This window comes from Aureimonas glaciei (assembly GCF_014643375.1).
Classification (GTDB): domain Bacteria; phylum Pseudomonadota; class Alphaproteobacteria; order Rhizobiales; family Rhizobiaceae; genus Plantimonas; species Plantimonas glaciei.
Genome location: NZ_BMJJ01000009.1, coordinates 173644 through 187252, shown reverse-complemented (window position 1 = coordinate 187252; position 13609 = coordinate 173644). Strand labels below are relative to the sequence as shown.

11 protein-coding genes are annotated in these 13609 nt (G+C 68.1%); 6 read left to right on the top strand and 5 right to left on the bottom strand.

Annotated elements, in window-relative coordinates:
• Positions 1-7 precede the first annotated feature (7 nt).
• The 5 genes from IEX88_RS18235 to IEX88_RS18215 all read left to right on the top strand — a co-directional run bounded on the left by IEX88_RS18235 (position 8) and on the right by IEX88_RS18215 (position 4755).
• Positions 8-652 (top strand): LysE family translocator, encoded by a 645-nt coding sequence (locus tag IEX88_RS18235; protein ID WP_188853421.1) that lies wholly within the window; start codon positions 8-10, stop codon positions 650-652.
• A gap of 151 nt (positions 653-803) precedes the next feature.
• A complete protein-coding gene (locus IEX88_RS18230) occupies positions 804-1850 on the top strand; it encodes a MotA/TolQ/ExbB proton channel family protein (RefSeq protein ID WP_188853419.1) in 1047 nt (348 codons plus the stop codon).
• 2 nt (positions 1851-1852) lie between these two features.
• Positions 1853-2884 (top strand): peptidoglycan -binding protein, encoded by a 1032-nt coding sequence (locus IEX88_RS18225; RefSeq protein ID WP_188853417.1) that lies wholly within the window; start codon positions 1853-1855, stop codon positions 2882-2884.
• A 240-nt stretch (positions 2885-3124) separates the two neighbouring features.
• Positions 3125-4363: a PQQ-dependent sugar dehydrogenase gene (locus tag IEX88_RS18220; RefSeq protein WP_373289618.1), complete on the top strand. Its 1239-nt coding sequence runs from the start codon at positions 3125-3127 to the stop codon at positions 4361-4363.
• Positions 4360-4755, top strand: a complete 396-nt coding sequence (locus IEX88_RS18215; RefSeq protein WP_244640323.1) for a c-type cytochrome — start codon at positions 4360-4362, stop codon at positions 4753-4755. The genes IEX88_RS18220 and IEX88_RS18215 overlap by 4 nt, the downstream gene beginning before the upstream one ends.
• 34 nt (positions 4756-4789) lie before the next feature.
• Here IEX88_RS18215 and IEX88_RS18210 read toward each other — a convergent pair whose 3' ends face one another.
• Positions 4790-6592 carry an ABC transporter transmembrane domain-containing protein gene (locus tag IEX88_RS18210; protein WP_244640321.1) on the bottom strand — a complete coding sequence of 601 codons (1803 nt, stop codon included), beginning with the start codon at positions 6590-6592 and terminating at the stop codon, positions 4790-4792.
• A gap of 241 nt (positions 6593-6833) precedes the next feature.
• Between IEX88_RS18210 and rpmE the strand changes: the two genes are divergently transcribed.
• The gene (gene rpmE, locus IEX88_RS18205; protein ID WP_188853406.1) at positions 6834-7055 is read left to right on the top strand and encodes a 50S ribosomal protein L31; all 222 of its coding nucleotides are present in this window, start codon (positions 6834-6836) and stop codon (positions 7053-7055) included.
• A gap of 125 nt (positions 7056-7180) precedes the next feature.
• Here the strand turns inward: rpmE and IEX88_RS18200 are convergent, their stop codons facing one another.
• From IEX88_RS18200 to zwf, 4 genes are all read right to left on the bottom strand, one after another.
• A complete protein-coding gene (locus IEX88_RS18200; RefSeq protein ID WP_188853404.1) occupies positions 7181-9151 on the bottom strand; it encodes a polysaccharide biosynthesis protein in 1971 nt (656 codons plus the stop codon).
• 219 nt (positions 9152-9370) lie between these two features.
• Entirely contained in the window at positions 9371-11191 is a 1821-nt protein-coding gene (edd, locus tag IEX88_RS18195) for a phosphogluconate dehydratase (RefSeq protein WP_188853402.1), read from the bottom strand.
• Between the two features lie 69 nt (positions 11192-11260).
• A complete protein-coding gene (pgl, locus tag IEX88_RS18190) occupies positions 11261-11995 on the bottom strand; it encodes a 6-phosphogluconolactonase (RefSeq protein ID WP_188853400.1) in 735 nt (244 codons plus the stop codon).
• 83 nt (positions 11996-12078) lie between these two features.
• Positions 12079-13557, bottom strand: coding sequence for a glucose-6-phosphate dehydrogenase (gene zwf / locus IEX88_RS18185; RefSeq protein ID WP_188853398.1), 1479 nt, complete (start codon positions 13555-13557; stop codon positions 12079-12081).
• Positions 13558-13609 lie beyond the last annotated feature (52 nt).

Sequence of the window (13609 nt, the reverse complement as noted above, 5' to 3'; positions counted from 1 at the left end):
CCCGCCGATGACCCTCGCCGAAATCCTGTCCTTCGCCTCCATCGCTGCGCTGATGATCGTCTCGCCCGGCCCCAACAGCGTGCTGATCGCCAAGACCGTCCCGGTTTCCGGATCGCTCGCCGGCTTCGCCAACATCGCGGGCTTCGCCGCCGCCTTCTATGTCCATGGCGCGCTGGCGATCTTCGGCATCTCCCTGATCGTCGCGCGGTCGGCGGAGGCCTTCTTCGTCGTGAAGATGCTGGGAGCCGCCTATCTCTGCTGGATCGGCGTGAAGGCTTTGATCGCCGCCTGGCGCGGCGAGAGCGTTGCCGCCCCGGTGCCGGCATCCGTCCGATCGCGGCGGCTGCCGCGCGCCGTTGCCGAGGGCTTTCTCACCAACATGCTCAATCCGAAGGTGTCGATGTTCTACCTCGCCGTCTTCCCGCAGTTCATGCATCATGCCGCGGACGGCACGCCGTCGCTCAGCTCCGCCTTCGCGCTCGTGACGGTCCATGCCTTGTTGAACCTTGTCTGGTTCGGCACGATGATCCTCCTCTTCGCGCGCCTCGCCGGCGCGTCGAAAAGCCCGGTCTTCCAGCGCTGGCTGAAGGGCGTAACCGGCGTCGTCTTTCTGGGTTTCGGCGCCAAGCTGGCGACCCTTCGCCCGGGCTGACCCGGCGTCAGACACCGCGACGCGGCGGATATTGGACGCATAAAACCCCGAACAGGCGTGCGGCTGCGAACTCCGGCGTTTGCATGGGCGGCATTGTAAGCTAGCGTGCCGCAAAAGGCGCCAGGCGCCTGGTGCGGAAATGCGGAGCGTCATGCAGGTCTTCAGTTCTCCCAAGGATAACGCGCGGCAGGCCGAGGGTTTTGGCTCCGAGAACCTCGCCAGCCCGATGGTGTTCCTCTGGTCGATGCTGGTGTTCCTGGCGCTCGTCGGCTTCGTCGCGGCCATCCTGTCGCGCCAGGTGCAGGCCGCCTTCGTCACCAATCCCGGACTGAACGGCCTGATTCTCGGCGTTCTCGTCATCGGCATCCTGCTCGCGCTGATGCAGATCATCCGGCTGGCGCGCGAAGTGCGCTGGGTGAACGCCTATCGCGACGGCTCCAGCGAGTTCGAGACCATGCGCGCGCCCGTGCTGCTGGCGCCGATGCGGGCCCTGATCGGCCGCCGCCGCCAACTGGCGCTGTCCACTCAGTCGATGACCGCGGTGCTGGATTCCGTCGCCACGCGGCTCGACGAGACGCGCGACATCGCCCGCTATCTCATCGGCCTCCTCGTCTTTCTCGGCCTGCTCGGCACGTTCTGGGGCCTGCTCGGCACCATCGGCTCGATCGGCAACACCATCCAGACGCTCGACCCCGGCAGCGGCGACGCGGCGAGCATCCTCGATTCTCTGAAGGCGGGCCTTGCCGCGCCGCTGCAGGGCATGGGCACGGCCTTCTCGTCCTCGCTCTTCGGCCTGTCCGGCTCGCTGGTTCTCGGCTTCCTCGACCTGCAGATCGGCCGGGCGCAGAACCGTTTCTACACCGAGTTCGAGAACTGGCTGTCCTCGGTCACCGATGTCGGCGCCGACATGCTGCTGCCGCCGTCTGCCGGTGCCACCCCGATCGGTTCGGGCGGCGAGGAGATCCGGCTCTTGTCCGACCGGCTGAACAAGCTGGTGCAGGACCAGGCTGCGAGCCCGCGCACGACGGCGGCGATGGCGAGTCTCGCCGAGAGCATCCAGGGCCTCGTCCAGCACATGCGCTCCGAGCAGCAGATGCTGCGCGACTTCGTCGAAACCCAGGCCGGCGAGCAGCGCGAACTGCGCGGCGTGCTCGACCGGCTGTCGAAGTCGATCGGCACCGGCCGGGACGGGAAGTAGACATGGCGCTGTCGCGGACCCGCCGGACGCAGCGCACGGTCGACTACTGGCCGGGCTTCGTCGACGCGCTGTCGACGCTGCTCCTCGCCATCATGTTCCTGCTGACGGTGTTCGTGATGGCGCAGTTCCTTCTGGGGCGGGAACTCTCCGGCCGCGACACGGTGCTCGATCGGCTGAACTCGCAGATCAACGAGCTGACGCAGCTGTTGTCGCTCGAGCGCACCACCGGCCAGGACTTCCAGGACCAGATCGCCAGCCTGCAGGCCTCGCTGCAGTCGGCCGAGAGCGACCGCTCGCGCCTGCAGCAGGCGCTGGACGCCGGCGGCGGGGCGGCGGCCGAAGCCAATTCCAAGGTCGGCGGCCTCGAATCGGCGCTGTCGGAGCAGCAGCAGGTGTCGCAACGGGCCGCCGCGCAGGTCGAGTTGCTCAACCAGCAGCTCACGGCGCTGCGCCAGCAGATCGGCGCCCTGGAGTCCGCGCTCGACGCCTCCGAGAACCGCGACAAGGAAAGCCAGACGCGCATCGCCGATCTCGGCAGCCGTCTGAACGTCGCTCTGGCGCAGCGCGTGCAGGAGCTGTCGCGCTACCGCTCGGACTTCTTCGGCCGGCTGCGCGAGATCCTGTCCGACCGCGAGAACATCCGCATCGTCGGCGATCGCTTTGTCTTCCAGTCCGAGGTTCTCTTCCCGTCCGGCTCCGACGTGCTGCAGGCGGCCGGCGAGGCCGAGATGGCCAAGCTCGCCGCGGCCATAGTCGAACTCGCCCGCGAGATACCGTCCGACATCAACTGGATCATCCGCGTCGACGGCCACACCGACAATATTCCGCTGAGCGGCACCGGCCGCTTTTCCGACAACTGGCAGCTCTCCAGCAGCCGCGCCGCCTCGGTGGTGAAATACCTGGTCAGCCAGGGCGCCCCCGCCAACCGGCTCGCCGCCGCCGGCTTCGGCGAGTACCAGCCGATCGACACCGCCGACACGCCGGAAGCGCGCGATCGCAACCGCCGGATCGAGCTGAAGCTCACGGAACGCTGACGGCGCCCTCGCGCCCGGGTTGTCGTCCCGTACGGTCCTCTCGCGAGGGGCCGCGTTGACAGCTCCCGAGCCGAGTGCAAACCTTCCCCAGCGTCACCGCGAAATGCGGGACGCGAACGACGCCGAAACGGCGCGAGGGAGGGACTCGTCATGACGCCCAGCATCAGCCAAAAGCACGGCATCAGCCAGAAGCACAGCATCAGCCAGAAGCGAAGCACCGGTACGAAGCGCAGCATCGGTATGACCGCGGCGATGACGCTCATCGCCCTGGCGGCCTGCGGAACCGCCCGATCCCAGGACAATCTGGAGAAACTGCAGGGCATGCAGTCGACGGGAACCTCGATGGCGTTCCGCACCGTCGACCAGGGCGGCGACTATGCCGACCAGCTGAGGAAGAATCTCGAGGCGATCAAGCTGCCGACCGGCTTTCAGATCGCCCTCTATGCGGTGGTGCCGGACGCCCGCCATATCGCCTTCGGGCCGCAGGGCGTTGCGACCTTCGTCGGCACCCGGAAGCAGGACGTCTGGGTGCTGACCGACCGCGACCGCAATCGCGTCGCCGACGAGGTCAAGCGCTTTGCCCCCTCGATCGAGTTTACCATTCCGAACGGGGTCTGTTTCTCCAAGGACGGGTTCCTGTTCATCGCCGAGCAGAACCGGGTGCTGGTCTTCCCCGCGGCGGAGTTCTTCTACGAGAGCCCCGACGTGGCCGCCGGCATCGTCGTTCCGGCCGGCGAGCTGATCCCGGAATCCGAAGTGTCCTTCAACCACACGGCCCGCGTCTGCCGCATCGGCTCCGACGACAAGCTCTACATTTCGCTCGGCCAGCCCCACAACGTGCCGCCGGCCGACAAGCTCGATCTCTACCGGGAGACGGGCATCGGCGGCATCATCCGCATGGACCGCGACGGCAAGAATCGCGAGGTCTTCGCCACCGGCGTGCGCAATTCGGTCGGCATGCAGTTCAATCCGGCGAACGGCGATCTCTGGTTCACGGACAATCAGGTCGACGGCATGGGCGACGAGATCCCGCCCGGCGAACTCAACCGCGCCACCAAGCCGGGCGAGAATTTCGGCTTTCCCTGGTATGGCGGCGGCAGCGTGCGCACGGCCGAGTACAAGGATTCCGAGCCGCCGGCGGACGCCGTCATGCCCCAGCGCGAAATGCCCGCCCATGCCGCCGATCTGGGCATGGATTTCTACACCGGCTCGAGCTTTCCGGCGAAATATCGCGGCGGCATCTTCTCGGCCCAGCACGGCTCCTGGAACCGCACGCAGCCGGTCGGCGCGCGGGTGATGTTCACCCCGGTGAACGAGGACGGCACGGCCGGCGAGAGCCAGGTCTTCGCCGAAGGCTGGCTGGCGTCGGACGGCACCTATGTCGGCCGACCCGTCGATGTCGAGATGATGCAGGATGGCTCGCTGCTCGTCTCCGACGATCTGGCCGGTGCGGTCTACCGCATCTCCTACGGGCCATGACGCGATCGGTCCGCCGCGGCTCCAGGGGAGGCCGTGGCGGTGCCGGCCGGGGCGCCGCCGCGAGGATACTGATCGGGGCGGCGCTCGGCGGGGCGGCCCTGCTGGCGCCCTGCGTCTCCGCGGCGCAGGCGGCCGATCTGGCCGCAGGACGGGAGAAGGCGGGGATCTGCACCGCCTGCCACGGCGCCGACGGCATCGCCACGGCGCCGGACGCGCCGAATCTGGCCGGCACCAGCGCCTTCTACCTCGTCGCGCAGCTGAAGGCCTACCGTTCCGGCGCGCGGCAGCATCCGCAGATGTCGGTCATTGCCGCAGGGCTGAGCGACGCCGACATCGCCAATCTCGCCGCCTGGTTCGCCGCGATCCGGGTGACGGCGACGCTGCCGCCGTGAGCGGCGAGAATCTGTCCGGCGGAGGGAGGCGGTTCTATTCCGCCGCGCGCAACAGGTTGCCGGTCTCGAACTGCAGGCGGGCCAGCCGGGCGTAGAGACCGTCCTGCGCGCTCAGCGAGCGGTGCGTGCCTTCTTCGACGATGCGGCCGCCGTCGATGACGAGGATCCGGTCGGCCTTCAGGACGGTCGCCAGACGGTGCGCGATGACGAGCGTGGTGCGCCCGACCATTAGGCGGTCCAGCGCTTTCTGCACCAGCTCTTCGCTTTCCGCGTCGAGCGCCGAGGTCGCCTCGTCGAGGAGGAGGATCGGCGCGTCGCGCAGGATGGCGCGGGCGATGGCGATGCGCTGGCGCTGGCCGCCCGACAGGGTGACGCCCCGCTCGCCGATCTGGCTCTCGAAACCCTCCGACAATTGCCCGATGAAGTCCTCCGCCAGCGCGTCTCGTGCCGCCAGGCGGATCGCCTCCTTGTCGGCCGAGGCCTGTCCGAAGGCGATGTTGTCGGCGACCGAGGCGGCGAAGACGGTGAGGTCCTGCGGCACGAGGGCCATGCGCCCGCGCAGATCCTCCAGCCCGACCGCCGCGATGTCGACGCCGTCGACGAGGATGCGCCCTTCGGTCGGGTCGTAGAAGCGCTCCAGCAGCGAAAAGATCGTCGACTTGCCGGCGCCGGAGGGGCCGACGATCGCCACGGTCTCGCCGGGCCGGATGTCGAAGGAGAGGTTGTGCACGGTCGAGCGCTGGGTCTGGGTCGGATAGGCGAAGGTGACGTTCTCGAAGCGGACGGCGCCGCGGGCCGGAAGCGGCAGAGGCACGGGTGACGCGGGCGACGCCACCGCGGACTTTTCCGCCAGGAGTTCGCCGAGCCGCTCGGCCGCGCCCGAGGCCTGCGCGATCTCGCCCCAGACTTCCGAGAGCGAGCCGAGCGAGCCGGCGGCGAACACCGAGTAGAGGAGGAACTGGCCGAGCGTGCCGCCGGTCATCGTGCCGTCGATGACGCGCTGCGCGCCGACCCAGAGCACCGCGACGATCGAGGCGAAGATCAGGAAGATGGCGAGCGCCGTCAGGAAGGAGCGGGCCACCACCGAGGCGCGCGCGGCCTCGAAGGCACTGTCGACGGCGCTGGCGAAGCGGCTGGCGGTGCGACCTTCGCTGGTGAAGGCCTGCACCGTGCGCACGGCGCCGATCGCCTCGCCGGCATAGGCGCTGGCTTCGGCCAGCGTGTCCTGCGCCAGGCGCGAGCGGCGGCGCACGGAACGGCCGAAGGCGACGAGGGGAATGACGATGAGGGGAATCGCCCCGATGACGATCGACGAGAGGCTCGGGCTCGTCACCGCCATCATCGTCACCGCGCCGACGAACAGGATGATGTTGCGCAGGGCGACGGAGGCGGTGGCACCGACCACGGACTTGATCTGCGTGGTGTCGGCGGTCAGCCGCGAGACGATCTCGCCAGACTGCGTGCGGTCGTAGAAGCCGGGCGACAGGCGCATGACATGGCTGAACACGTCCTTGCGCAGGTCGGCCACGACCCGCTCGCCGAGGGTGATGACGAAATAGTAACGGCCGGCGCTGGCGACGGCGAGGATGGCGGCCAGCACCATCAGCATGGCGAAATAGGTGTCGATGAAGGCCGTGTCGGCGTTGTTGAAGCCGCGGTCGATGACGCGGCGCACCGCCAGCGGCAGCGACAGCGTGGTGATGGCGGCGAGCGCCAGGAAGAAGAGGGCGCCGGCGACACGGGCTTTCTGCCGGGAGAGATAGGGCAGGAGATGGGCGAGGGGCTGCAGGTTGGCGCGCCGTTTCGGGTCGCCCGAAGGCCTGGATAGGTCAGTCACATGCGTCTCCTGGCATTCCGGCAGAGGCGCGGCCGCGACGAGCGCCGGTCGCGTTGTGAGACTCCCGCACGGCGTGGAAAAACCGCTGGCCCTTGTGCCCTGCTGGGGCCTGATGTATAGGGCCAGCATCGAATTTGAAAGCGATCGCGCGGTTTCTGGCCACTTTTGTCACACCCGCAGGGGCGGCCGCCAGGACAGAAATTCAACGCCGGACGCGCACGGGCAACAGGACGGAAGACCGATGAGAGAGAAGATTCATCCCGAATATCACGCGATCACGATCGTGATGACCAACGGTACCGAGTACATGACCCGCTCGACCTGGGGCAAGGAGGGCGACCGGATGAACCTCGACATCGACCCGACCAGCCACCCGGCCTGGACCGGCGGCAATCAGCAGCTGATGGACCGCGGCGGCCGCGTGTCCCGCTTCAAGAAGCGGTACGAAGGCCTCGGCATCTAATAGCCGCACACCAGGATCGAATGAAAAAGCCCGGCGTTTCGTCGGGCTTTTTCATGGCTGCGGGAATCGCGACGCGGCCGACCCCCGGCGACAGGGCGGGAGGTCGTGGCGGCCCCGTCCGGTGTTCAGCGCTCGGGCCGGTCGGGCGCGACGATCTGCAGGGGGGCCGCAGCGAGCGTGTCGCGCAGCGGGCGGCTGTATTCCGGAACGATGTGGCGCAACAACTCGACCGCGCGGGCCGCATCGCCGTTCGCCGTCGCCAGGGTGATGGCGTCGAGGTTGCGGCGCAGGAGGGCGGGATCGCTGACGCGGGTCTTGGCCACCAGCAGGCCCGCCCGCCCGGTGTCCTCCACAGCCTCGCCGGGGCTGAACAGCTCCTCATAGAGCTTCTCGCCCTTGCGCAGGCCGATATACTCGATCTTGATGTCGACATGCGGCTGCAGGCCGGCCAGCTGGATCAGCCGCTCCGCGAGGTGGGTGATGCGGATCGGCTGGCCCATGTCGAGGACGAAGACCTGCCCCTCCGCCGAGTGCTCCGAGACACCGTAGCCGGCCGCGTGCAGAATCAGCCGCGAGGCTTCCGGAATGGTCATGAAATAGCGGGTGATATTGGGATGGGTGACCGTCAGCGGGCCGCCGCGGGCGATCTGCGCCTGAAACAGCGGCACGACGGACCCGGTCGATCCCAGGACATTGCCGAAGCGCACCGTCAGGAAGCGCGTGCCGGAATGCGCCAAGTCGAGCGACTGGCAATAGGCTTCGGCCGCCCGCTTGGTCGCGCCCATGATGTTGGTCGGGCTGACGGCCTTGTCGGTCGAGACCATGACCATGGCGATGGCACCGACGTGGAGGGCGGCATCGGCGACGTTGCGGGTGCCGAGCAGGTTGGTCTCGATGCCTTCGAGCGGGTTCTCTTCGACGATCGGCACGTGCTTCAGTGCCGCGGCGTGGAAGATGACGTCGGGCCGGTGGGCTTCGAACACCTGGCGCAGCCGATCGTTCTGGCGGACGTCGACGATCCGCGAGATGGTGGCGATCGACGGCACGGTCTCGGCCATCTGGCGGGTGATCGAGTAGAGATTGAACTCGCTGTTGTCGATGAGGACGAGGGTGCGGGGCGCGAACTGCGCGATCTGCCGGACCAGTTCGCTGCCGATCGATCCGCCGGCGCCGGTGACCAGGACGCAGCGATCGTTGATCAGCTTGGCGACGTCCCGGATGTCGAGATTGACCTCGGTGCGACCGAGAAGGTCGGCGAGGGACAGCGGCAGCGGCTCGATCGGGCCCGACGCCTCGATCGCGCCGGTCTGGGTGATGTTGGGCAGGCGCTTGACCGAAATCCGGAGGGGCGCTGCCCGTTCGACCACCATGGCCAGGTCGGCGGCCGACGAATCCGCCGCCGTCACGATGATCTGGGTGATCGGCATCGCCGTCAGCGCGGCCCGGTCGACGACGGCGCCGAGATCTTGCAGCGTCCCGAGAACCTTCGTTCCGTGCAGCTGCCGCCGACGGTTTTTGGGCTTCTCGTCGATGATGCCGACGATCCGGTTTTGCATGTGGCCGCGCCGCTGGTTGCGGATGAACAGATCGGCCTGATCGTTGAAGCCGAACAGGAGGACGTTGTCATAGGGGCCCGCCTTCGCCGGGTCGCGATCGGCGACGGGCTTCGGGCCCTTTTCCTTGAACAGCCGATAGGCGAGGCGCGGTCCGCCGAGCGCCACGATCATCACGAACCAGGCCATTACCATGGTCGTGCGCGGCAGGTAGGCGCCGCGGAACATCAGGAAATGGCCGAGCAGGAAGATCAGGCAGACGATCGTGACCGCCTTGACGATCGACAGGACGTCGAGCAGCGAGGCGTAGCGCCAGGCGCCGCGATTGAGCGAGAACAGCGGAAACAGAGCCGCGCTGAGGCAGGTGAAGGCGGCAATCATGGCCCAGAGCTGCCACATGGTCAGCAGCGGCTGGATGCCCCAGGCAAGGCCGAGCGCCAGCGTGAAGGACAGGGCCACGGCGACCACGTCGTGGACGACGCCCAGCGAGCGCAGCGACGTGCCGGGCAGGCGGGCCAGAAGCCGCAACAATGAATTGAGCATGAGCTCCCCGCGGTACCGTGTCGAGGCGCCGGACAGGTCCGGCAGCCTGATCCCAATAGCACCATCCCCCGTCAGAGGTAAGATGCGGGAGAAAGGGCTGGCCGCCGCCCGGCCGGCGCCGCGCCGGTCGCAGCCGGCCGATGCTCCCTGCCGGCCCCTGCGGCCCGGGGCCATCCGGCCTGTTGCCGGGAAGAGCCTTCGATTGCCGGCGGTCCGTCTTCAGCCGAAGACGCTGGCTCCCGCATTCGCGGCGCCGACAGCCAGCCGGAACGGCGCGAACAGTTCGCGGCCGATGCCGAACTCGTTGCCGCTGAGATCGACTTCGGCGGTCTGGCGGGTGGCGAGCTCGGCCGGGTCGACGAGCAGCTCCAGCGTGCCCGCGTCGCCGTCGAGGCGGATCATGTCGCCCTCGCGGATCTTGCCGATCATGCCGCCAGCCTTGGCCTCCGGCGTCACGTGGATCGCCGCCGGCACCTTGCCGGAGGCGCCCGACATGCGCCCGTCGGTGACGAGGGCGACCTTCTGGCCGCGGTCGAGGAGGATGCCGAGGAAGGGCGTGAGGTTGTGCAGCTCGGGCATGCCGTTGGACTGCGGTCCCTGGAAACGCACCACGGCGATGAAGTCGCCGGTCAGCGTGCCGGCCTGGAAGGCGGCCGAGAGCTCTCCTTGCGTGTGAAAGATCTTGGCCGGCGCCTCCACCAGGCGGCGTTCCGGCTTGACCGCGGACACCTTGATCACGGCGTGACCGATATTGCCCTCCAGCATGCGCAGGCCGCCATTGGCGGAGAAGGGCTTGTCGCCCGTCGTCAGCACCTTCGGGTCGCCGCTCTCCACAGGCGCCGGCTGGCGCACGACCGACTGCCCGTCGGCGCCGAGCTTCGCCTCGATCGCATAGGGCCGGAGGCCCGCGCCCCAGGCGGTGCGCACGTCGTCGTGCAGGAGGCCGCGGTCGAGGAGTTCGCGGATGAGAAAGCCCATGCCGCCGGCGGCGTTGAAATGGTTCACGTCGGCCAAGCCGTTGGGATAGACGCGGGCGAGCAGCGGCGTCGCGTCCGAGAGGTCCGAAATGTCCTGCCAGGTCAGCTTGATGCCGGCGGCCGCCGCCATCGCCAGGAGATGCAGCGTGTGATTGGTCGAGCCGCCGGTGGCGTGCAGGCCGACGACGCCGTTCACCACGGCGCGCTCGTCGACGACGATGCCGGCCGGCGTGTATTCGTTGCCGAGCGCCGTGATCGCCAAGGCGCGCTTCGTCGCCTCTTTCGTCAGAGCGTCGCGCAGCGGCGTGTTCGGGTTGATGAAGGAGGAGCCCGGCGTGTGCAGGCCCATGATCTCCATCAGCATCTGGTTGGAGTTGGCGGTGCCGTAGAAGGTGCAGGTGCCCGGGCCGTGATAGGATTTCGACTCGGATTCCAGGAGTTCCGGCCGGCCGACCTTGCCTTCCGCATAGAGCTGGCGGATGCGCGCCTTCTCGTCGTTCGGCAGGCCCGTGGTCATCGGCCCCGCCGGCACGAAGATCGCCGGCAGGTGGCCGAAGGTGAGGGCGGCGATGACAAGGCCCGGCACGATCTTGTCGCAGACGCCGAGATAGACGACGGAATCGAACATGTCGTGGCTGAGACCGACGGCCGCCGACATGGCGATGACGTCGCGCGAGAACAGGCTCAGCTCCATGCCGGCCTGGCCCTGCGTGACGCCGTCGCACATCGCCGGCACGCCGCCGGCGACCTGCGCGGTGCCACCGACCTCGCGCGCCGCCTCGCGGACGAGTTCGGGATAGCGCTCGAAGGGCTGATGCGCCGAGAGCATGTCATTGTAGGCGGTGATGATGCCGAGATTGGGCGATACCGTCCCGGAGAGGCGTTCCTTGTCGGTCGGCCCGCAGGCGGCGAAGCCGTGCGCGAGATTGCCGCAGGAGAGCGTCGAGCGTTTCGGCCCGGCCGCGCCCTTGGCGCGGATGCGGCTGAGATAGAGGTCCCGGGTCGGGCGCGAGCGTTCCCGGATCCGGTCGGTGATCTCGTCGATGCGGCGGTCTACGGTCATCGGGTTGTCCTTTGTCGGTAGAGGGACGGGCCTCGTCGGGAGCAGGGCCGCGCCACGTCGGTCGAAGGCTCAGGTCCTGTCGGCGGCGGCGGTAGACGGCTGTTCGCCCGCCAGGGGGGCCCAGAAGATTTCCAGTGGACGTTCACGGGGTGCCTGCAGCACGGCCCGGATCGGCAGGTCGAAAGCCGATCCCGGCAGCTTCGCCGCATCGAGCACGCCGAGCTTCTCCGCTCCCTCGATATGGAGCACAAGGAGGCGGGCATCCACGAGGCGCGACAAAGTGAGCGTCACCCTCGGCTCGCCGGCGCCCGGCGCGCGCATGATGGCGACGGATCGCGGATTGGCGGGGTCGATGGCGGTGCCGAGCGTGTCGCCGCCGGGGAAGAAGGAGGCGGTATGGCCGTCCGTGCCCATGCCGAGGACGACGACGTCGAACGGCCGCCCCAGTCCGCCGAGACGGGCGCACAGCGTTTCCTCGACTTCATCCGGCGTTTCGGCCGGCACGTAGAGCGGCTCGAAATGCGCCACGGCGGCCGGTCCGCGCAGGAGATGGCGGCGCAGGAAGCCGGCATTGGAGCGGGGATGATCCTCCGGCACCCAGCGCTCGTCCACCAGCGTCACCGTCACCGCGCTCCAGTCGAGATCGGCGGCGGAGAGTTTCTGCAGAAAGAGCTCGGGCGTCGAGCCGCCGGAGACGGCGAGACTGGCCGAGCCGTTGGTGGCGATGCCGCCGGCCAGGACCGCGGCGACGCCGGTCGCCAGGGCCTCGGCCAGAGCTTCTCTCGACTCGTAGCGATGCAGCACGGCGCTTTCCTCTCGGGTTCAGATCGGTACGGGACCCGGCGGCCTCCCGCCGGATCGCTGTCTGCCGGCCGTTGCCGGACGGCCTATTCCGGCTCGTGCCAGGTGCGGCCGTCGCGCTCGATCAGGGCGATCGAGGAGGACGGGCCCCAGGTGCCGGCGGTGTAGCTCTGCGGCTTCAGTCCTTTGTCTTCCCAGGCGTTCAGGATCGGGTCGACCCATTCCCAGGCCGCCTCGACCTCGTCGCGGCGCATGAACAGCGTCTGGTTGCCGCGGATGACGTCCATCAGCAGGCGCTCGTAGGCGTCGGGATTGCGCGTCTGGAAGGACGCGGCGAAACTCATGTCGAGCGGCACATGGCGCAGCCGCATGCCGCCGGGACCCGGATCCTTGATCATCAGCCACTGCTTGACGCCCTCGTCCGGCTGCAGCCGCATCACCAGCTGGTTCTGCTGCACATTGCCGGCACTGGCGTCGAAGATCGAGTGCGGGATCGGCCGAAAGGTGACGACGATCTCCGACATGCGCTGCGACAGGCGCTTGCCGGTCCTGAGATAGAAGGGCACGCCGGCCCAGCGCCAGTTCTCGATCTCGACCTTCAGCGCGACGAAGGTCTCGGTGTCGCTTTCGCCGTCGTTCAGATCGTCGATGTAGCTCTTCACCGCCGCGCCACCGGAGGCGCCCGCCTTGTACTGACCGCGCACCGTGCGCTGCTCGACATTGTGGGAGTTGATCGGCCTGAGGGCGCGAAGCACCTTGAGCTTCTCGTCGCGCAGGGCGTCGGCATTCATCGCCGAGGGCGGCTCCAGGGCGACGAGGCAGAGCAGCTGCAGCATGTGGTTCTGCACCATGTCGCGCAGCGCGCCGGCCTTGTCGTAATAGCTCGTCCGCCCCTCCAAGCCGACTTCCTCGGCCACCGTGATCTGCACGTGGTCGATATAGCCCGACTTCCAGACCGGCTCGTACAGCATGTTGGCAAAGCGCAGCGCCATCAGGTTCTGCACCGTCTCCTTGCCGAGATAGTGATCGATGCGAAAGACCTGCTCCTCGCGGAAATGCCGGCCGATCGTATCGTTGAGCACGCGGGCGGAGGCGAGGTCCCGTCCGACCGGCTTTTCCACCACGAGCCGGGTCTGATCGTTGGCAAGACCCTTTTCGGCGATCTTGTTGGCGAGGTCGGAGAACAGCGAAGGGCCGACGGCCAAATAGAAGGCGCGGATGCGGTCGGTGCCGACTTCGTCGAGCAGGCCCTTGAGATTGTCCCAACCTGTGTCGGAGCGGGCATCGACCTCGCGGTAGTGCAGGCGGGAGAGGAAGCGGTCGACCGAGACCTGGCTCTGGTTCTCCGGCTTCACATGCGCCTCGATCGCGGCCTTGGCGAAGGCGCGGTAGTCCTCGTCCGAGATGAAGGTGCGCGAGGCGCCGATGATCCGCGATTCGGCCGGGATCTGGCCATCATGGTCGCGATGGTAGAGCGCTGGCAGGAGCTTGCGCTCGGCGAGGTCGCCATTGCCGCCGAAGACGATGTAGTCAAAAATGTCGACCGGAATGATCTGGCTGGACATCGAGGCCTTTCCCAGCGGCTGCTGCGCTGCGGGTTCGCTAACGGGGACCGAT